The sequence below is a fragment of the [Clostridium] hylemonae DSM 15053 genome (assembly GCF_008281175.1).
Classification (GTDB): Bacteria; Bacillota; Clostridia; order Lachnospirales; family Lachnospiraceae; genus Extibacter; species Extibacter hylemonae.
The window spans coordinates 1,603,988-1,623,850 of the sequence record NZ_CP036524.1; the positions used below are offsets into that span (position 1 = coordinate 1,603,988).

18 protein-coding genes are annotated in these 19,863 nt (G+C 49.7%); 13 read left to right on the forward strand and 5 right to left on the reverse strand.

Annotated elements, in window-relative coordinates; all coding sequences use genetic code 11:
- Positions 1-211: 211 nt before the first annotated feature.
- From LAJLEIBI_RS07365 to LAJLEIBI_RS07385, 5 genes are all read left to right on the forward strand, one after another.
- Positions 212-1,459, forward strand: a complete 1,248-nt coding sequence (locus LAJLEIBI_RS07365; protein ID WP_006444031.1) for a Zn-dependent hydrolase — start codon at positions 212-214, stop codon at positions 1,457-1,459.
- Between the two features lie 34 nt (positions 1,460-1,493).
- Positions 1,494-2,654 carry an NAD(P)/FAD-dependent oxidoreductase gene (locus tag LAJLEIBI_RS07370; protein ID WP_006444032.1) on the forward strand — a complete coding sequence of 387 codons (1,161 nt, stop codon included), beginning with the start codon at positions 1,494-1,496 and terminating at the stop codon, positions 2,652-2,654.
- 25 nt (positions 2,655-2,679) lie between these two features.
- Complete coding sequence (locus LAJLEIBI_RS07375) at positions 2,680-3,474, forward strand: electron transfer flavoprotein subunit beta/FixA family protein (protein WP_006444033.1); 795 nt, start codon at positions 2,680-2,682, stop codon at positions 3,472-3,474.
- Positions 3,475-4,458, forward strand: a complete 984-nt coding sequence (locus LAJLEIBI_RS07380) for an electron transfer flavoprotein subunit alpha/FixB family protein (protein ID WP_006444034.1) — start codon at positions 3,475-3,477, stop codon at positions 4,456-4,458.
- Between the two features lie 143 nt (positions 4,459-4,601).
- On the forward strand, positions 4,602-5,120 hold the full coding sequence (locus LAJLEIBI_RS07385; RefSeq protein WP_006444035.1) for a nitroreductase family protein: 519 nt from the start codon (positions 4,602-4,604) through the stop codon (positions 5,118-5,120).
- 749 nt (positions 5,121-5,869) lie between these two features.
- Here the strand turns inward: LAJLEIBI_RS07385 and LAJLEIBI_RS07390 are convergent.
- The 4 genes from LAJLEIBI_RS07390 to LAJLEIBI_RS07405 form a co-directional block, all read right to left on the reverse strand.
- A complete protein-coding gene (locus tag LAJLEIBI_RS07390; protein ID WP_006444039.1) occupies positions 5,870-6,757 on the reverse strand; it encodes a sensor histidine kinase in 888 nt (295 codons plus the stop codon).
- Between the two features lie 10 nt (positions 6,758-6,767).
- A complete protein-coding gene (locus tag LAJLEIBI_RS07395; protein WP_006444040.1) occupies positions 6,768-7,601 on the reverse strand; it encodes an ABC transporter permease in 834 nt (277 codons plus the stop codon).
- A complete protein-coding gene (locus LAJLEIBI_RS07400) occupies positions 7,594-8,508 on the reverse strand; it encodes an ABC transporter ATP-binding protein (protein ID WP_040435204.1) in 915 nt (304 codons plus the stop codon). Before LAJLEIBI_RS07400 ends, LAJLEIBI_RS07395 begins: the two co-directional genes overlap by 8 nt.
- Before the next feature lie 89 nt (positions 8,509-8,597).
- The gene (locus LAJLEIBI_RS07405) at positions 8,598-9,263 is read right to left on the reverse strand and encodes a response regulator transcription factor (protein WP_040435695.1); all 666 of its coding nucleotides are present in this window, start codon (positions 9,261-9,263) and stop codon (positions 8,598-8,600) included.
- A gap of 193 nt (positions 9,264-9,456) precedes the next feature.
- Here LAJLEIBI_RS07405 and ilvN point away from each other — a divergent pair, with 193 nt between their 5' ends.
- From ilvN to LAJLEIBI_RS07425, 4 genes are all read left to right on the forward strand, one after another.
- Positions 9,457-9,954, forward strand: coding sequence for an acetolactate synthase small subunit (gene ilvN / locus LAJLEIBI_RS07410; protein ID WP_040435205.1), 498 nt, complete (start codon positions 9,457-9,459; stop codon positions 9,952-9,954).
- 70 nt (positions 9,955-10,024) lie between these two features.
- Positions 10,025-11,038, forward strand: a complete 1,014-nt coding sequence (gene ilvC / locus LAJLEIBI_RS07415) for a ketol-acid reductoisomerase (RefSeq protein WP_006444045.1) — start codon at positions 10,025-10,027, stop codon at positions 11,036-11,038.
- 173 nt (positions 11,039-11,211) lie between these two features.
- Positions 11,212-11,853, forward strand: coding sequence for a phosphoribosyltransferase (locus tag LAJLEIBI_RS07420; protein WP_006444047.1), 642 nt, complete (start codon positions 11,212-11,214; stop codon positions 11,851-11,853).
- Positions 11,854-11,908: 55 nt separating this feature from the next.
- Positions 11,909-12,550, forward strand: coding sequence for a phosphoribosyltransferase (locus tag LAJLEIBI_RS07425; RefSeq protein ID WP_006444048.1), 642 nt, complete (start codon positions 11,909-11,911; stop codon positions 12,548-12,550).
- Positions 12,551-12,702: 152 nt separating this feature from the next.
- Here LAJLEIBI_RS07425 and rpsT read toward each other — a convergent pair whose 3' ends face one another.
- Positions 12,703-12,966 (reverse strand): 30S ribosomal protein S20, encoded by a 264-nt coding sequence (gene rpsT / locus LAJLEIBI_RS07430; RefSeq protein WP_040435206.1) that lies wholly within the window; start codon positions 12,964-12,966, stop codon positions 12,703-12,705.
- A gap of 182 nt (positions 12,967-13,148) precedes the next feature.
- Here rpsT and gpr point away from each other — a divergent pair, with 182 nt between their 5' ends.
- The 4 genes from gpr (at position 13,149) to LAJLEIBI_RS07450 (ending at position 19,790) form a co-directional block, all read left to right on the forward strand.
- On the forward strand, positions 13,149-14,102 hold the full coding sequence (gpr, locus tag LAJLEIBI_RS07435; RefSeq protein WP_006444050.1) for a GPR endopeptidase: 954 nt from the start codon (positions 13,149-13,151) through the stop codon (positions 14,100-14,102).
- A gap of 166 nt (positions 14,103-14,268) precedes the next feature.
- A complete protein-coding gene (gene spoIIP, locus LAJLEIBI_RS07440; protein WP_006444051.1) occupies positions 14,269-15,432 on the forward strand; it encodes a stage II sporulation protein P in 1,164 nt (387 codons plus the stop codon).
- A gap of 179 nt (positions 15,433-15,611) precedes the next feature.
- Positions 15,612-17,534, forward strand: a complete 1,923-nt coding sequence (locus LAJLEIBI_RS07445) for a DNA gyrase/topoisomerase IV subunit B (protein ID WP_040435697.1) — start codon at positions 15,612-15,614, stop codon at positions 17,532-17,534.
- 15 nt (positions 17,535-17,549) lie between these two features.
- Entirely contained in the window at positions 17,550-19,790 is a 2,241-nt protein-coding gene (locus LAJLEIBI_RS07450) for a DNA gyrase/topoisomerase IV subunit A (protein ID WP_006444053.1), read from the forward strand.
- Positions 19,791-19,863: the final 73 nt, after the last annotated feature.

The following is a 19,863-nucleotide window of genomic DNA, read 5'->3' on the forward strand; positions in this document are numbered from 1 at the left end:
GGGAAGAGAGAGATAGTTTATCCAGACTAGATAAATTATCTCTCTTTTTTTATCTTTTTGCACCGATGTAATATGTTAAAAAATTATCTATAATGTGCAATATAGATAAAAAACATTTAGTCAGCAACAGTTATGTATGCTTATTGAACTACTGACAGCGAAGAGTAAGTGTGCACAATCACCAAGTCAGTAAGCAGTATGGAGGGATTTTATGGACATTAACTTGGAAAGAGTCCTTTCCCGTCTGGAAGAACTGTATCAGTGCGGAGCGCAGGATGACGGAACTTACACGAGAATGGCATATTCACCCGGGGATCTAAAAGGACGGGAGACATTCGCAGGATATTTCCGTAAGCTAGGACTTGAGCCGGTCATGGACAGCGCCGGTAATCTGAAGTTCCGGCTGGAGGGAGAGAATCCAAAACTGCCGGCCATCGTGACCGGTTCCCATCTGGATACGGTTCCGGACGGCGGAAAGTATGACGGCGTGCTCGGATGTGTGGCAGGACTTGAGATCTGCGAGACACTTCTGAAAAGCGGCAGGAGACTGAAACATCCGCTGGAAGTCGTCGTGTTTACCGACGAAGAGGGATTTCGTTTTGGCAGCGGACTTCTCGGAAGCGGCGCCATGTGCGGGGAAGAGCTTCATATCAGTGAGGCCGACGAGGACATGAACGGACAGACAAGGGGCGAAGTGATGAAAGCTTACGGGCTCCATGTGGCCGATGTCCCCAAAGCAAAGAGAGCCAGAGATTCTATACATTGCTTTCTGGAGCTTCACGTAGAGCAGGGAGCCTCTCTGTATAAGAACGGTACGCCTGTGGGCGTCGTATCTTCCATCGCCGGGGTGAGCCGTTATGAGATCACAGTCAAAGGGGAGGCCAACCACGCGGGAAGTACAGTGATGGCGGACCGCAGGGACGCTCTTGTGGCAGCGGCCGGGTTCATATCCGCAGTGCCCCGGATCGTGGAAGAGTACGGCAGCGCATATACGGTAGCCACCGTCGGCACGATGAAGGTAGTCCCAAATTCTGTCAATGTCATTCCGGGGACTTGTACTTTTAACCTGGAAATAAGGGATCAGGACAAAGAGATGATAGAGCTCATCGAAAGGAAACTGGAAGAGCAGCTTGGACGGATCTGTAAAGAGATGGGTGAGACTTACACATTTGAGCGTTTCTCTTACCACGAGCCGGCGCCTATGGCAGAGTGGGTGAAAGAAAGCATTGAAAAGTCGGTACAGGAACTTGACATTCCATATGCCGTGATACCAAGCGGCGCTTTTCATGATTCCCTTATCATGACAGCCAGGTTCCCGACGGGAATGATATTTGTTCCTAGTGTAGACGGCATCAGCCATTCGAGATATGAGTATACAGAAAAAGAAGATATCAGGCAGGGCTTAAGGGTACTTTTAGAAACGATCCTCAAGGTAGATGACATGAATGTCACATGTTAAAAAAATATAAGAAAAAAGAAAGGAAGGTAAAGTTATGGACAAGAAAAAAATTGGTATTATTGGCGGAGGTATTTCAGGAACATGTCTCGGATATCATCTGAGCCTTTATGATAATGCGGAGGTGGTCGTATTTGAAAAAGACACCATCGGAGGAGCTTCCACTGCAAAATCAGCGGGAACGGTATGTCTTTTTGACGATTCTTTGAGAAACAGATACTGGGATGTAAGACTGTATGGATTTGAGTCCTATCTCAAGATGGAGGAGGAAGAAAAGGGCTCCGCAGGTTTTGACAAGACCGGAACACTCGTAGTGGCTACAGACGAGAAGGTAGAGGCAACGATCAAGACTGGCATCGCGCTTGCCAAAGCCGCCGGCTATACAGGAGAATATATTACCGATAAGGACAGGATCAAAGAGATCCTTCCCGACATCTCGACGGAGAATATTCTCGGCGCCGGATATACGCAGGACGACGGATACTTCGACGGAACGATGATCTCCAATACATATGCAAAGAAAATGCAGAAGAACGGCGGAACGATCAAGACCGGCGTAAAAGTTACAGAAGTTAAGGTGGAAAACAACAAGATCAAAGGGCTCAGGACAAGCGACGGAGAAGATTATGAATTTGACTGTGTAGTAGACTGTACAGGGCCATGGAGCAAGTTTACAGGTGAGATGGTAGGAATGGATGTCCCGATCTGGCATACAAAGGCAGAAGCATTCTTCTTATGCCCTCCGGGAAAGAAATTAGGCTATACCTTCCCTGTATTAAAATATCCTGCGTTCTACGCCCTGAGAGCAGGCGACAATATCTTTATCTGCAAATCCCATCTGTCTATGGACCTGAACAATCCTATGCATGCAGGACAGTGGGATCCTGACAAGCTTCCGGCTACGGGCGGGACAGACGACTATTTCATCGATTTCCTGTTAGACCAGCTGGAGTGCAGAGTGCCTGGGATCGTGGACAGCGGTCTTGTATCTTCCTGGCTGTCCTACCGAGCAGAGCCGAAAGATTTCCTTCCGATCCTCGGAGAGACTCCTGTAGAGGGATACGTTCTCGCCACAGGATACGGCGGAAACGGTGTGATCGAGGCTCCGGCGGCCAGCAGAGACCTTGCGAAGTTCATTATGCGCGGCGAGAAGACACCATTGCTGGAAGACTGGGCATTTGAACGTCTGTTGAAATAAGGATATATAACAGAGAGGAGAAGTTATGAATATAGCAGTTCTTATAAAGCAGGTTCCCGTTTCCAATGACGTTTCCGTGGACCCGGAGACTCATGCGCTTGTGCGTGCCAGCTCCGAGGGTATGATCAACCCTGCGGATCTGAATGCGATCGAGGCGGCCATGGTCTTAAAAGAACAGACGGAAGGGAAAGTCGTGGTATTTACGATGGGTCCTCCGGATGCAGAGAAGGCATTGAGAGATGCGATGGCGCTCGGCTGTGATGAGAGCTGTCTCATTACGGACAGATGCCTTGCCGGAGGAGATACTGTCGCCACGGCAAAGGTGCTTGCAAAAAGCCTTGAGAAATATGGGACGTTTGATCTGATCTTAAGCGGCGCGCTGTCGGCAGACGGCGCCACCGGCCAGGTGGGCGCTATGGTGGCGGAATACATGGGAATCCCTCATGTGTCAGAGATACAGGGGCTTACCTACGACGAAAGTACGGCCGGCACGATTCTGGCAGTGAAGAAATTCCAGGGAATGGAACTGAAGATCAAGGCTGCGCTTCCGGCGCTGATGAGTGTCTGCTTTGGGTGCAACGAACCGCGTCTGGCGACGCTGCGCTCGAAGCGGGCGGCTAAAAGTAAACCTCTGGAAGTGTATACGAATGCAGAGCTTGGCATGGCGGCAGGTGAGACCGGCCTGGAAGGATCCCCTACCGTTGTGATCGATTCCTTTGAACCGGAGAGTACGAGAAAGGCTCAGATGCTTACAGGTACACCGGATGAGCTGGCACGTAAACTGAAAGAGTTGATCGAGATCGAGAAAGGAAAAGAATAGATGGCTAATGGAATTTGTGTTTTCGCAGAGAATTATAATGGAAATATAGAGCCTGTCGTGGCAGAACTGGTCAGTGCGGCACATTTCATTAAAAAGACGACCGGTGAAAAGATCCAGGCGGTCGTCGCGGCCAGAGACTGTGAACAGCTCGCAGCACAGCTGGAGCAATCCGGCGTAGATGAGATATATGCGGTCAAGACAGACCGGGACTGTACATTTCAGGATGACGCGCTAAGCCAGGTGCTGGCAGAGATGATCAAAAGAATAGATCCGGCCAGCGTGCTCGTTCCGGCGACTCCAATGGGACGCTCTGTCTTTTCGAGAGTTGCGGCCCGGCTTGGCTGCGGCCTTACGGCGGACTGTACAGAGTTACTTGTAGATAAACGGGAGGACGGAAGCTTCTACATCAAACAGAACAAGCCTTCCTTCGGAGAGAATGTATTTGTCACGATCGTGACAAAAGAAGGCTGCTATCCCCAGATGATGACGGTGAGACCCGGTGTCTACACGCCTTACGAGGCCGCGCCGGATGCGGAGGTCAAAGTCGAGTATTTCGACGATATCGTCCTTCCGGAATCTAAAATAGAGATCGTGGAGGCGCTTCCGGCCTCCAGCGACACGGACAGCATTCTCGCTGCGGAGGTTGTCGTTGTGGGCGGCCGCGGCGCAGAGAGTGAAGAGAACTTTGAATTGCTGAAACGGTTTGCAGGCAAGCTTGAGGCAGCGATCGGCGGCACAAGGCCGCTGGCCGATACCGGAATGATACCGTTTGAACATCAGATCGGGCAGACCGGCTTTACCATCCGTCCGCGCATCTGTATCTCTCTCGGTGTATCAGGAGCGATCCAGCACACGGAAGGCATCAAAGACACGAAGCTGTTTGTCGCGGTCAATGAGGATGAGAATGCGCCGATCTTCAACGTGTCTGATTATGGTATTATCGGAGATATGAAAGAAGTTCTGCAGCGCTACCTGGAGTTATAGTTTTTTACAAATTGACGAATCCCTCCAGAAGATATAACATAGACGTAAACGAGACCAGAGAGAGATATCTGAACAGGGGATATCTTTTTCTGGTTTGTGGTCCTGAAAAAAGAGTTTGATGATAAAGAAAGGGTGTAAATGAGATGGATTTATTAGAAGTAATGCGGAAACGGCGCAGTATCAGAAATTATACGGATGAACCGGTCAGAGAAGAAGACCTTCAAAAGATCATACAGGCGGGTCTGCTGTCAGAATCAGGAAAGGCAAAGCGGCCGTGGCAGTTTATCGTTGTACGCAATAAAGAAGTGCTGGAATACCTGTCCCGGTGCAGAGAAGGCGGAGTGAAAATGCTGAAGGAAGCACAGTGCGCCATCGTTGTGACCGGTGACGCCGAGGCGCAGGACGTATGGGTAGAAGACTGTTCCGTTGCCATGGCAAACATGCATCTGATGGCGTCAAGCCTCGGCGTAGGAAGCTGCTGGATACAGGGAAGGCTGAGGAAGGCGGACGAGAAGACGACAGAAGAGTATGTGAGAGAAAAGCTGAAATTCCCGGAGAACTACAAACTGGAGGCGATTTTGTCCCTCGGAATGCCGGCTGTGAAAATGCCCGCGTATGATCTGGAAGAACTGGACATGGATAAAGTCCGCATTGTTGAGTGATTGGGGATTTTTGTTGGGAATGTTTATTTTTTGGCGGTGGACGGCAGGTCTGTCGGGTGTGCAGGGGTGTGGAAGCGCGCTACGGCAGGCGGGAAAGCGTAACGGAAAAAAGAGCCGGAAGCAGACAATCGAGCCTATTCGGAATGAAATCCTGAAGGGATTTCCTCCCTCAGAGGCTCTCGGGAATGTTATTTGTGATAACATTCCCGTGTCTGTTTCCGGCTCTTTCTTCCGCAACGTTTTCCTCACCTGCCTCCGAACGCGCTTCCACACCCCTGCACACCCGACAGACCTGCCTGCTCATCGCTCAGGATGATAAACATTCCAAGCAAAAGGAAGTCCCCAGGTCTTCTCAATGGGTAGACTCTTATCCAGAAAACTACGGCCGCAGTGTATATCCATTGTGGTTCGCCCAGAGAATCCCACGCGTTGAAGAAATTTGAGCTTTGTGAGGGAACAGGCAGAGGAACGGCGGGAGGGGGCTGTGGGGCGTTGGAGGGAGCTTTGTCAAGCAGTTAGGGAAGAAGCCGCGGCAGGGACAGACCAGAAACTGCACTACAAGTGCAGTTTCTGAGACAGCTGAAATAGGAAATCATCCAGATTTCCTATTGAATTCTGTCGGTGTCTGTTCCTGCCGCGGCTTCTTCCCTTACAGCTTGCAAGCGCACCGACCGTCCCACAGCGCCCTCCCGCCGTTCCTCTGCCGTACGCTAACCACCCTCCCAAATTCCTCCAACAAAATCTCCCATTTAGGGAAAGTGCAGAAGGATGCTGAGTGTGCCGGCGGCATATGATGTCCTTATGCTGCCTCCCATCTGTTCGGTCAGTGTCTTGGCGATGGACAGCCCGAGGCCGGTTGACCTGCTTGCGGCCTCTACCGTATAATATCGGTCGAGCAGCCTGCCGGCCTGTAATTCGTTCAGCTTTGGGGCGTGATTAGAAAAGACGATCCCGCCGTTTTCGTCTAACTTGATCGTTAGATCTCCGTCACTGTATTTGACGGCATTGCCTATAATGTTGCCGAATATACGATACAGCGCATTCTTGTCGAGACTGCGCATGACAGCGGATTCTGGAAGATGGATATCTGGTGTGATGCGGCTGCCTTTGAGCACTGCATAGTATGCAGAGATACTTTCTGCAAGAATACTGTTCAGTGATACGGCTTCTCTTTTCTGCTGAAACGGAGCTGAAGTGGTGACGGAATAACAGAAGAGTTCTTCCGCCAGCCTGTTCAGCACATCGGCGCGGTCCTGGATAATGCAGAGACAACGCCGGACTTCTTCAGACATCTCTTCTCGTTCCAGCAGTTCCAGATACCCGCATATGGCGGTGAGCGGCGTTCTGATATCGTGGGATATGTTTGTTATGGCCTCTTTTATATTTCTGTCACCCTGCTGGAAACGCTGCCGTTCCTCTCTGAGTTTCCGAAGCTGCACATTGATGGTTTCGGCAAGCGCGCTCATATACGGGTCGCGGCTTGAGAGGTCGATAAGAGTATTCGTTTCAGTTTCCAGCCGGTCCGCCAGCGCTTTGCTTATTTCCCCTGCTGACTTCTGCAGTATGCGTATTTTGATGAAAAGTAAAATAACGGTGATGATCAACATGCCGGTGAGGGCACATAACAGGATTGCCATAAGGACTCCTTTACTTGATGTCTTTCCGCCGGAATACTATGATTCCGGCTCCGGAGGCAGCGATAGTGATGATAACAGAATATACGGGCATCTGCCACAAATGCGCGCCGGACATAGAGGCATACTGCAGGCTCTGGCCGGTGGGAAGAATGTCCATAAGCGCTTTGTATACTTTGCGCGTTGTTCCGGATACGTAGGCCTGATTCGGCTGTGCTTCCTGCTCTACCATATTACCGGACTCATCGATGTACGTATAACCTTCGTACATTTCAGGTGAAGAAAGGCGTGAGTTCATGTAAATTGCGGCAAACAGGAGGATGAAGATCGTCAGCAGCACAGTTACAGCGGCGGCCGCCTTATTCTGGATCATCATACTGAGGAACGTGAAGACAGAAGACAGGGCAGTTACCATAACGAGACTTCCCAAAAGGACAGCCAGTACGATCCGGAGTTCAGATTTAAAAAAACCGAGTAAGGGAAATCCGACGGCTCCCGCTGCCGCGATGAAAGACAGCGTCATAAAAATACCCGCGGCTATACATACAAGCAGGTTTGCGGCATATATCCGTCCGCGTGTATGACCGATCATCAGTTTATTGCGGATAGTGCCTTCACTGTATTCGGTGCCGAGAAACAGACAGCAGAATACGGCAGATACGATCCCGATCATGATCGTATAAGAGAAAAATACAGAATCGACAGGAATCGGATCACCGTATCTTTTGGAATCCATGTAATTTCCAAACATGATAAATACGCCGTATGCAGCCATAAAGATCATGCCGCCCCAGAATACTTTGTTTTTTTTAAGACGTGTAAAATTGGCATTAAGCAGTCTATTCATTTCCTTCACCTCCCAGCAGGCTTACATAATAACTTTCCAGTGTTTCATCGTGCTGGCTGACAGATACTGTCCGGCAGTTCTCTTTGGCAAGCGCCAGCACGAAAGCGGTGATATCGACAGTGGAAAAGATGTCCGCGCATGAATCTGACAGGATCTGATATTCCATATGCATACGCTCCGCCACGCGTGTGAGCGCAGTTATATCAGTGACCTTAAACCGTGTACATTTTCTGCACGCGGCATCCAGTTCCCGGGCGCTCATCTCTTTAACCATACGTCCCCGGTCAATGAAGCCGTAATGGGTCGCAAGGCGGGACAGTTCATCGAGCATGTGGCTCGATATGAGGACGGTGATCTGGTGTTCACGGTTCAGCTTTAAAATGAGTTCGCGCATCTCAATGATGCCCTGTGGATCCAGTCCGTTGACCGGCTCATCCAGTACGAGAAAGTCCGGGCTTCCGGCAAGCGCTACCGCAATGCCAAGCCTTTGACGCATGCCGAGAGAAAAGTTCTTTGCCTTTTTTCTGCCGGTGCCCTCCAGACCGACCAGTTTTAAAAGCGCCGGAATATCGTCGAAGGACGGCAGACCGAGTGTACGGTACTGTTCTTGCAGATTATCTTCGGCGGTCATGTCTGAATAAATAGACGGGGTCTCGATGACAGCGCCGATTCTTCTTCGTGATCTGAAGACCGCTTTGTCCGTATTGTCTGTGCCGTACAGTCTGTATCCCCCGGCAGTGCAATGCTGCAGCCCGCATATGAGCCGGATGAGAGTTGTCTTGCCTGCGCCGTTTTTTCCTATAAAACCGTAAATGGAACCTTTCGGGACATGCATGGTCAAATGATCCAGCGCTTTAAAATGTCTGTAATGTTTGCATAATGAATCTGTTGTTAAAACATAGTCCATGTTGTTGGCCTCCTTTTTGGTGATACGGAAAGCTTAACTCATAAAGGTTAAGGAAGCGGTTAAGAGAAGAGTAAAGATTTGGTTAAGATTCAGTTTTCTTTCATTTTAAAACCAATTCCCCATACAGATTCGATGTAATCTTTCCGGCCGGCATCCTGTAGTTTTTTTCTCATATTGCTCACGTGGACCTTAAGGGAGCTTTCGGTGCAGTCGGGCGTGTCTTCACTGATATGTTCCAGTATCACGGATTTCGTGCACACTTGTGAAGGATTCTGCATGAGCAGTTTCAATATGGCATATTCAGTTCTTGTCATCCTGACCGGAAGACCGTGTACATGGACGGTGTGAGATGCCGTATCCACCGTTATATCGTCAAATACAAGACTGTGCGCCGCGCTTGTAACGGCGGTACTTCTCAGTTGTACGGCAATTCTTGCCAGTAGTTCCTTTGTGTCAAAAGGTTTGGTGATATAATCGGCAGCGCCGCCGAGCAGAAGCGTGACTTTGTCGTCCACACTTGTTTTGGCGCTCATGATTATCACGGGGATTCCCTCTAATTCCGGCAGTATTTCCTCTCCGCTTAAGCCGGGCAGCATCAGGTCAAGTAAAATAAGGTCGGGCTTTTCGCGGGACAGAAGCAGCAGCGCCTCGGTGCCTGAATAGGCGCGGCCTGTAAAGTATCCTTCTCTGGTGAGAAGTTCATCCAGCATATTTCCTATATACATATCATCGTCGATGATCAGAATTTTTTTTATGGCGGTCTCCTCCAATCTGTAGTATCACTTTAATAAGAATACTATACTTGTTTTAGCAGGTCAAATAAAGTAAACTTAAGAAAGGATGCCGCGATATATTTCATAAAGAGGCACTTGACAAAAATACAATAAATTGATATCATTAAAAAACAGAACGCACTCTGTTTTAATGATAAAAGAAAAGAGGTGCAGTATGCAGAGAGTATATTCATTACTGGTAGATAATAATCCTGGCGTACTGAGCCGGATCGCCGGATTGTTCAGCAGGCGCGGCTACAGTATCGACAGCATCACAGCGGGCGTCACCGCGGATCCAAGATTTACAAGGATCACCATAGTGGCAAGCGGGGATGAACTGATCCTGTCTCAGATCGAGAAACAGGTGAGAAAGCTTGAAGACGTGATCGAGATAAAGGTGCTGAAGCCGGAAGATTCTGTTTACCGTGAGCTTATCATGGTAAAGATACTTGCCAATCCCGCACAGCGGGCGGAGATCGTGTCACTGGCGGACATTTTCAGGGCGAAGATAGTGGATGTGGAAAAGGAGTCCCTCATGGTAGAACTGACCGGGACACAGTCCAAGCTGGAAGCCTTTCTAAATCTGCTGGACGGATACGAGATACTGGAACTTGCCAGAACGGGCATAACCGGACTCTCACGCGGTATCAAGGACGTTACGATCATAGAGTAGGACAATAATGAAAGAAGCTAAAGGAATCACCCTTTAACGATAAAAGCAATGAAAAGCAGGAGGTATACATATGTCAGCAAAAATTTATTATCAGGAAGACTGTAATTTATCTTTATTGGAAGGAAAGACGATCGCCGTTATCGGTTACGGAAGCCAGGGACATGCACATGCCCTTAACTTAAAAGAGTCAGGCTGCAACGTTATCATCGGTCTTTACGAAGGAAGCAGATCATGGGCCAAGGCCGAGTCACAGGGATTTGAAGTATTTACGGCGGCAGAGGCAGCAAAGAAAGCAGATATCATCATGATCCTTATCAATGATGAGAAGCAGGCTGCAATGTACAAAAAAGACATCGAGCCGAACCTGGAAGAGGGCAATATGCTTATGTTTGCACACGGCTTTGCCATTCATTTCGGGCAGATCGTAGCGCCGAAGAATGTAGACGTGACAATGATCGCTCCAAAAGGACCGGGACATACGGTAAGAAGCGAATACCAGGCAGGAAAAGGAGTTCCTTGTCTCGTTGCCGTTGAGCAGGACGCATCCGGCAAGGCGCTTGACAAAGCACTTGCATATGCACTCGGGATCGGCGGAGCAAGAGCGGGAGTGCTTGAGACTACGTTCAGAACAGAGACAGAGACAGACCTCTTCGGAGAGCAGGCAGTGCTGTGCGGCGGTGTATGCGCGCTTATGCAGGCAGGCTTCGAGACACTGTGCGAGGCCGGATATGATGCGAGAAACGCATACTTTGAGTGTATCCACGAGATGAAGCTGATCGTAGACTTGATCTATCAGTCAGGATTTGAAGGAATGAGATACTCCATCTCTAACACGGCAGAGTACGGTGATTACATAACAGGACCGAAGATCATCACGGAAGATACAAAGAAAGCCATGAAGAAAATCTTAAGCGATATCCAGGACGGAACATTCGCTAAAGACTGGCTGACAGAGAACTCCTGCGGTGCGCCACACTTCAGGGCGATGAGAAAACTTGCTGCAGAACATCCGTCAGAGAAGATCGGCGCAGAGATCCGTAAGCTTTACAGCTGGAGCGATGAAGATAAGCTGATCAATAATTAATATTTTGAAAGGGGTCAGACCCTCTGCATATGCAGGGGTCTGACCCCTTTCAAAATTCACTCCATTTTCTGAAAACTTGGTTGAATCGGATGTATTTTTCGATATAGTATGTTAAAATATAACTATCATATAAATCATGAATTTTCAAATCAAGACGGAAAGGAGAGTGGGCCATGGATGTTAAGTTACAGGATCTGCGTTCTGAGAGAAACCCGAAGGCAAGGATAAAGATCATGCACGGACACTTCGCGAGAAGTCATTCTCACGTGAATACCTACATAGACATATCTACAGTCAAATGCCGGTGCAACAACGCGAGGGAGACGGCCCGGGTGCTGGCGGAACCGTATCTGTCATCCACGCAGATCGACACGATCGTCTGTCTGGACGGCATGGAGACGGTCGGGGCGTTTCTGGCGGAACTGCTGATGGAGCCGGGAAATATATCTGTCAACGGCGGGAAAAACATATCCGTCGTTGCTCCGGAGATGAACCAGCTTGGCCAGATGATGTTCCGGGACAACACGAAGCGGATGATAGGCGGAGCGCATGTGCTGATCCTGGCCGGTTCTGTCAATACGGGCAGGACGATGATGCAGGCCATAGACACGGTTGTCTATTACGGGGGAAATGTATGTGGCGTGTGCGCGGTGTTCAGCGCCGCTTCAAAGGTTGCCGGAATTGATATCCATGCGATCTTTACCACAAGAGAAATTCCGGGATACCAGGTGTATCCGGGACATGACTGTCCGCTTTGCAGACAGGGAGTCAAGGTCGATGCGATAGTGAACAGCTACGGATATTCCGGCCTGTGATCTTACAGCGGATATCCGTTTGACAAGTCAATCATAAAAAGGAGGAGTTAGACCGATGGATTCAAGATTTACAGACCTTCGTTCTGCCAGGAACCCAAAAGCGCGTATTAAGATCATGAAAGGACATTTTGCCACGAGCAATTCCCACTTGAATACGTACATCGATATGTCGACAGTCAAGACGAGACATAACAATTCAAGGGAAGCGGCTAAGGAGCTGGCAAATGAGTATCTGACCAACACAATGGTGAATACGATCGTATGTCTCGATGAGACGGAGGTGATCGGTACGTTCATGGCAGAACATCTCGCGGACAGCAGCAATCTGTCGCTGAGCGCGGGAAACAATATCTCAGTTATAACGCCGGAGTTTGACACATTGGGGCAGATCATGTTCCGCGACAACAAGCAGCGCATGATCCAGAATCAGCAGGTGATCATACTGGCGGCTTCCGTCACGACCGGGAAGACGATCCACAGGGCGATCGACTCCATATTGTACTATGGCGGCACCGTGTGCGGGATATGTTCCATATTCAGCGCGGTGAGCAAGATAGCAGGAATGGAGATCAAGACGATATTCACAAGCAAGGATCTTCCGGATTACCGGGCGTATGACGCAGGTGACTGTCCGCTCTGCAGGGAAGGAAAGCGGGTAGAGGCGCTGGTGAACAGCTACGGTTACTCCAAGCTGTAGCGGCCGCAGGCACGGACAGAAGATAACAGAACGACGGGCGGCCCTCATCCGGCGCCGCCCGTCGTTCTGTTGGATTTTTTATCATATTAAATGGAAGCAGCAAAAAAACAGCCACTGACGGGATGGCTGTTCTTTAAAATCTTCTATTCTAATTAAGCAATCTCGTTTACAGCTTTTGTCAAACGGGAAATCTTTCTTGCGCAGGTGTTTTTGTGATATACACCCTTGCTGCCGGCTTTGTTGATTTCTCTGATCGCAGTCTTAAGAGCGTCTGCAGCAACAGCAGCATCTTTATTTGCAACAGCAGTCTCAACTTTCTTTACGCAAGTTTTAACTTTAGATTTGATTGACTTATTTCTAGCAGCTTTTGTTTCGTTTACTAAAATTCTTTTCTTTGCAGATTTGATATTAGCCAACTCGTCCACCTCCAATATCTTCATATTTCTATTTCGATTTCATATTCGTTAGATCCGGACACGGACGTTCTAACGGAACATACTCATTCATTTTATTCCAAGGAATGCATAATGTCAATACATATTTCTCAAAATATTGTAAAAACTAGCACTTAAATGACGACTAAAGCGAGGGTGTGGAAATGATTGAGAAGTATAGCATCAGAACAGACCTGGCATTGGAACAGAAAGAACGTTTCGAGTCAGACAATGTTGAAGTACAAGGGGTTGTATTAGAAGAAAGCTACGATGAGGAACGTGAGATAAGGATCACCACGGTCAAGATCGAGACAGAGAAAGGCGCCAAGACGATGGGCAAGCCTGTCGGAACTTATATTACCATGGAGGCGCCAAACATGGCGGTGCCGGACGAAGGATATCATGAAGAGGTGTCAAAAGAACTCATGAAATTTCTTCAGAGATTTCTGGACAAAGACAAAAAAGATTATTCTGTACTCGTCGTAGGTCTCGGCAACCGCATGGTGACGCCGGACGCGCTCGGCCCTTATGTGGCTGATAATCTTAACATTACAAGGCATATCGTAAAAGAATACGGAAAGTATGCCATGGGGGAAGAGGAAGTACATCTGGTCAGTTCCATTGTGCCGGGAGTCATGGCCCAGACCGGTATGGAGACCGTGGAGATCATCCGCGGCGTAGTGAAAGAGACAGAGCCGGATATCATCATCGCTGTCGACGCGCTTGCCGCCAGAAGCTCCAAACGTCTCAACCGTACGATTCAGATCGCGGATACGGGGATCAATCCAGGGTCCGGGGTCGGCAATCACCGGAACGCGATCACGGAGGAGACAGTCGGCGTTCCGGTCATAGCGATCGGTGTCCCGACTGTGGTGGACGCGGCCACGATCGTAAACGACACGATGGAGAATCTTATCGCCGCGCTGGAGACATCCGAGACACTCCGGGGCGTGGGCGTCGTGATGCAGGGCTACAATGCGGCGGAAAAGTATGAGCTTGTGAAGGAACTGATATCGCCTCATTTAAATGGAATGTTTGTGACGCCAAAGGATATTGATGAGACGGTGAAGCGGATAAGCTTTACCATCTCAGAAGCGCTGAATATGCTGTTTGCATAGACAGCCGCGGCAGCCAGGTGTTTCTGATGTAAGATCAACCGGGTCATATTGCGCAGGACATGCACATAATCACAGTGCCGGCATCATATAGTGTTAAAACGGCAATTAAAATGTGATCAGATTAGGTGTGTGATTTTATTTGAAAGTAAGACATCGGATAAATAAAATGATTATTGCAGTTCCCGTATGCATTCTGGCAGTATATGCCGGAATGCATACGCATGTAGACCCGGCGGGCAAGGTAAAGTATGAACTGAGTGAAATGCTGATGGAAGAAGCGCAGCAGATCTATCTTCCGGGCTTTGCATATACGCAGGGGAGCAGAGGAAGTTCTTTCAGGGACTGGCTGACGACGGCGGCTATGAATATGATGCCTCTCGGGACTTATGTGGAAGGAAAGTCAGACATACATACAGATGTAGAAGATAAGAAGACATATGAAATGATTCTGGCCCAGCAGGCCAACGATGAAAATGCGGTGGATGAAAACGGCAGACTCATACAGAATGATGAGAAAGATGCACAGAATGAGGAGGCCGTTCAGACATCGGGAACGAAGATAGATACTTCTATGGAAAAGTTGAAAAGCTTTGAATATCTCGTCGGCAATTTCTACGTTATTGACGGCGGAACGATGACTTCGGCAGATGAGCTGAACGCCGAGAAGCTGATGGCAAAAGACATGAAGATCGACCAGAAGTCCGACGGCCCGAAAGTCCTCATCTACCACACCCATTCGCAGGAGGCGTTCGCCGATTCCAAGGACGGGGACACGAGCACGACTATCATGGGGATGGGAGACTATCTGTCCAAACTGCTGAGTGACAAGTACGGTATACAGACGATGCACCATGAAGGCGTCTATGATCTCGTGGACGGGAAACTTGACAGGAGCAAGGCGTATCAGCTGGCGGAACCGGAGATACAGAAGATCCTGGAGGATAATCCGAGCATCGAGGTCGTCATTGACCTGCACCGCGACGGTGTGGCGGAAGGCACTCATCTTGTGACGGAGGTGAACGGAAAACCGACGGCACAGATCATGTTCTTTAACGGGCTGAGCAGAACAAAGGCCAACGGGAACATAGACTACTTAAAGAATCCATACATAGAGGATAATCTTGCATTTTCGCTTCAGATGCAGATTTCCGCCGCAAATAAATATCCCGGATTCACGAGAAGAATATACCTGAGAGGCTACCGGTATAATATGCACCTGAAGCCGAAGACGCTGCTCATAGAAGCGGGGGCGCAGACGAACACGGTAGAAGAGATGAGAAATGCGATGGAAGTCCTTGCAGACACACTAGATAATGTGCTGACAAAGTAAAATGTGTTTGATTAACCCTATATTTCGTGCTAATATAACCTTACGGCAGCGATGCTGCGTAAGGTTAGCCGCGGACGGTCTTCTTGTCCGAGGGTATCCGCTTTTTTTTGAGAGCATGGAATTTTCCGCCGTTTTACAGGCGGAAATTGATGAAGATACAAGAGAAAGGAACTGAAGGAATGGCAAAGAAAAATACATATGATGCTGACAGTATATCTATATTGGAGGGGCTGGAGGCAGTACGGAAAAGACCAGGTATGTATATCGGAAGTGTTTCCACAAAGGGCCTGAACCACCTGATCTACGAGATCGTAGATAACGCGGTGGATGAGCATCTGGCAGGGTGCTGTGATGAGATACGCGTGACACTGGAAAAAGACGGATCTGCCACCGTATCCGACAACGGGCGCGGTGTCCCGGTAGGACTCCACGCAAAAGGAGTGTCGGCAGAACGTATCGTATATACCACGCTTCATGCAGGAGGCAAGTTTGACGACTCATCGTACAAAACGAGCGGAGGTCTGCATGGAGTGGGGTCTTCTGTAGTAAACGCTCTCTCTGCCTATATGGACGTGCAGGTAAGCAGGGAAGGGTATATCCACCATGACCGCTATGAGCGCGGCAAACCGGTCATAGAACTCGAGGACGGTCTTCTTCCGAAGACCGGAAAGACAAAAAAAACCGGTACAAAGATCAATTTCCTTCCCGATGACACCATATTTGAGAAGACCAGATTCCGGGCGGATGAAGTCAAGAGCAGGATGCACGAGACAGCCTATCTGAACCCGACGCTTACGATCATCTTTGAAGATCTGCGCGGGGAGACGCCCGAGCGTATCGTATACCATGAGCCGGACGGGATACTCGGCTTCATAAAAGAACTGAACCAGAAGAATGAAGCGGTCCATGAACCGGTATATTTTAAGGGAGTCGCCGAGGGGATCGAAGTGGAGGCGGCCTTCCAGTATGTGAATGAGTTTCATGAAAATGTGCTCGGCTTCTGCAACAATATCTATAATGCCGAGGGAGGCACCCATCTGACCGGGTTTAAGACGACATTCACGACGGTCATGAACCAGTATGCGAGAGAACTCGGAATACTGAAAGAGAAGGACGCCAACTTTACGGGCGCGGATATACGCAACGGCATGACGGCCATCGTCTCCATCAAGCACCCGGATCCGAGATTTGAGGGTCAGACAAAGACGAAGCTGGACAACCCTGACGCAGCCAAGGCGGTCAGCAAAGTGACGAACGATGAGATCACGAGATATTTTGACCGGAATCTGGACAACCTGAAAAAGGTCATCGCGTGCGCGGAGAAAGCGGCAAAAATAAGAAAGACAGAGGAGAAGGCCAAGACCAATCTGCTGACAAAGCAGAAATATTCCTTCGACAGCAACGGAAAGCTTGCCAACTGCGAGAGCCGGGATGCCTCCAGGTGTGAGATCTTTATCGTGGAGGGAGACTCTGCCGGCGGCTCCGCCAAGACGGCGCGTGACCGGATGTTCCAGGCGATCCTCCCTATCCGGGGGAAAATACTCAACGTGGAGAAGGCCAGTATCGACAAAATACTTGCCAATGCGGAGATCAAAACGATGATCAACGCATTCGGCTGCGGTTTCTCGGAAGGATACGGCAACGACTTTGACATCAGCGGCCTGCGCTATGATAAGATCATCATTATGGCGGACGCGGATGTGGACGGGGCTCATATCTCTACGCTGCTTTTGACCTTGTTCTACCGGTTCATGCCGGAGCTTATCTATGAGGGACATGTATATGTTGCCATGCCGCCTCTTTATAAGGCCATACCGAAAAAAGGGGAAGAGGAGTACCTGTACGACGACAAGGCGCTGGAACGCTACCGCAGAAAACACGACGGTCCGTTTACGCTGCAGCGGTACAAAGGCCTCGGGGAAATGGATGCGCAGCAGCTCTGGGAGACGACCCTGAATCCAGAGACGCGGCTGCTGAAACGGATAGAGATAGAAGATGCCAGGATGGCGTCCGGCGTTACCGAGATGCTGATGGGGACGGAAGTTCCTCCGAGAAGAACATTTATCTACGAAAATGCCACTGAGGCAGAACTGGATATATAAAAGGGAGAAGATAAAATGCAGGATTCACAGATCATAAGAACCGAATATTCGGATTTGATGAAAAAATCATACATTGATTATGCGATGAGTGTTATCGTAGCGAGAGCCCTGCCTGACGTGCGCGACGGACTGAAGCCGGTACAGAGAAGGACGCTCTACGACATGCACGAGCTTGGCATCCGCTACGACAGGCCGTACCGGAAATGCGCCCGTATAGTCGGGGATACGATGGGTAAATACCACCCCCACGGCGACAGCTCTATCTATGACGCGCTCGTAGTCATGGCGCAGGAATTTAAGAAAGGAATGATTCTTGTTGACGGCCACGGCAACTTCGGATCGATCGAAGGGGACGGCGCGGCGGCTATGAGGTATACGGAGGCCCGCCTTGCAAAGCTTACGCAGGACGCATATCTGTCCGACCTGGACAAGGATATTGTGGATTTTGTCCCGAACTTCGACGAGACGGAGAAAGAGCCGGAAGTGCTGCCGGTGCGCGTGCCCAATCTGCTCATAAACGGTGCGGAAGGAATCGCTGTCGGCATGGCGACGAGTATACCGCCCCACAATCTGGGGGAAGTGGTCGACGCCGTGAAGGCATATATGAAAAACGATGAGATCAGCACGAAACAGCTGATGAGATATATGAAGGGACCTGACTTTCCGACCGGGGGGATCGTCGTCAATAAGGACGATCTGCCGGATATCTATGAGAGCGGCGCCGGAAAGATCAAGATCCGGGGCAAGGTGGAGACGGAAGATATGAAGGGCGGCAAGAAGCGCCTCGTGGTGACGGAGATCCCGTATACGATGATAGGCGCGGGGATCGGAAAGTTCCTCAATGACGTGTGCGCCCTCGTGGAGTCCAAAAAGACCAATGACATCGTGGACATCTCAAATCAGTCGTCCAAAGAAGGCATACGTATCGTCATTGAGCTGAAAAAGGGAGCCGATGCCGAAAATCTTACGAATATGCTCTATAAGAAGACCCGCCTGGAAGACACGTTCGGCGTCAACATGCTGGCGGTCGCTGACGGCCGGCCGGAGACGATGGGACTTAAGCAGATCATCGAGCATCACGTGGATTTCCAGTTTGAGCTTGCCACGCGCAAGTATAAGAATCTTCTCGCAAAGGAGCTGGATAAGAAAGAGATTCAGGAAGGTCTTATCAAAGCCTGTGACGTCATCGACCTTATCATAGAAATACTGCGGGGAAGCCAGTCGGTCAAAGACGCCAAGGCCTGCCTCACTAAAGGCGTGACGGAGAATATCAAGTTCAAGACCTCTATCTCAAAGAAGATGGCCGCAATGCTCCGGTTTACCGAGCGCCAGGCATCCGCCATCCTGGAGATGCGTCTGTATAAGCTGATCGGGCTGGAGATCGAGGCGCTTCAGAAGGAGCACGAAGAGACGCTTGAGCATATCGCCTCATATGAGGATATCCTGAATAATTATGATTCCATGTCAGAAGTCATCATGGAAGATCTGGACAGGATCAAAAAAGAATACGGGCGCAGCCGGCGCACCGCGGTGGAAAATGCCGAGGCAGCCGTATTTGAAGAAAATAAGATAGAAGAACAGGAAGTCGTATTCCTCATGGACCGCTTCGGTTACGCCAAGACAGTAGATACGGCAGTGTATGAGCGCAATAAAGAGGCGGCCGACGCGGAGAACCGGTATGTACTTTCCTGTATGAACACAGGGAAGATATGTCTGTTCACCAACACCGGTAAGATGCATCAGATAAAGGTACTGGATCTTCCGTACGGGAAATTCCGTGACAAAGGCCAGCCGATCGACAATGTGAGCAACTACGACAGCACGCAGGAGACGATCGTTTATCTGTGCGATGCCCAGCAGATGCAGATCGCCAGGCTTTTGTTCGTCACGAAGACGGGTATGGTAAAGAAGGTGGACGGCTCGGAATTCCAGGTTGCCAAGCGTACGATAGCCGCCACAAAGCTTCAGGAGGAAGACGAGCTCATAAGCGTGCAGGTGATCAATGACAGCCAGAATATCGTGCTGCAGACTGCGGACGGATATTTCCTGCGGTTCCCGGCAGGAGAGGTGTCGGAGAAGAAGAAGGGAGCCATCGGCGTAAGGGGGATCAGGCTTCACAAAAATGACGAAGTCGAGCATGCGTATCTCTTTGAGGAAGGCACGGAGACGAAAGTAGTGTACAAGGAAAAAGAAGTGACGCTCAACCGTCTGAAATCAGGTAAGCGTGATACCCAGGGAGTGAAAAACAGAGGTTAGACGGCGCAGGGGAACATGTCTCCTGTGCTCCCGGCCGGCCAAAAAGTAAAGTTTTTCCCGTATTTCCTTGCAT

Coding starts and splice junctions, on each gene's coding strand:
- LAJLEIBI_RS07365 (WP_006444031.1), top strand. CDS start 212: ATGGACATTAACTTGGAAAGAGTCCTTTCCCGTCTGGAAGAACTGTAT.
- LAJLEIBI_RS07370 (WP_006444032.1), top strand. CDS start 1,494: ATGGACAAGAAAAAAATTGGTATTATTGGCGGAGGTATTTCAGGAACA.
- LAJLEIBI_RS07375 (WP_006444033.1), top strand. CDS start 2,680: ATGAATATAGCAGTTCTTATAAAGCAGGTTCCCGTTTCCAATGACGTT.
- LAJLEIBI_RS07380 (WP_006444034.1), top strand. CDS start 3,475: ATGGCTAATGGAATTTGTGTTTTCGCAGAGAATTATAATGGAAATATA.
- LAJLEIBI_RS07385 (WP_006444035.1), top strand. CDS start 4,602: ATGGATTTATTAGAAGTAATGCGGAAACGGCGCAGTATCAGAAATTAT.
- LAJLEIBI_RS07390 (WP_006444039.1), bottom strand. CDS start 6,757: ATGGCAATCCTGTTATGTGCCCTCACCGGCATGTTGATCATCACCGTT.
- LAJLEIBI_RS07395 (WP_006444040.1), bottom strand. CDS start 7,601: ATGAATAGACTGCTTAATGCCAATTTTACACGTCTTAAAAAAAACAAA.
- LAJLEIBI_RS07400 (WP_040435204.1), bottom strand. CDS start 8,508: ATGGACTATGTTTTAACAACAGATTCATTATGCAAACATTACAGACAT.
- ilvN (WP_040435205.1), top strand. CDS start 9,457: ATGCAGAGAGTATATTCATTACTGGTAGATAATAATCCTGGCGTACTG.
- ilvC (WP_006444045.1), top strand. CDS start 10,025: ATGTCAGCAAAAATTTATTATCAGGAAGACTGTAATTTATCTTTATTG.
- LAJLEIBI_RS07420 (WP_006444047.1), top strand. CDS start 11,212: ATGGATGTTAAGTTACAGGATCTGCGTTCTGAGAGAAACCCGAAGGCA.
- LAJLEIBI_RS07425 (WP_006444048.1), top strand. CDS start 11,909: ATGGATTCAAGATTTACAGACCTTCGTTCTGCCAGGAACCCAAAAGCG.
- gpr (WP_006444050.1), top strand. CDS start 13,149: ATGATTGAGAAGTATAGCATCAGAACAGACCTGGCATTGGAACAGAAA.
- spoIIP (WP_006444051.1), top strand. CDS start 14,269: ATGATTATTGCAGTTCCCGTATGCATTCTGGCAGTATATGCCGGAATG.
- LAJLEIBI_RS07445 (WP_040435697.1), top strand. CDS start 15,612: ATGGCAAAGAAAAATACATATGATGCTGACAGTATATCTATATTGGAG.
- LAJLEIBI_RS07450 (WP_006444053.1), top strand. CDS start 17,550: ATGCAGGATTCACAGATCATAAGAACCGAATATTCGGATTTGATGAAA.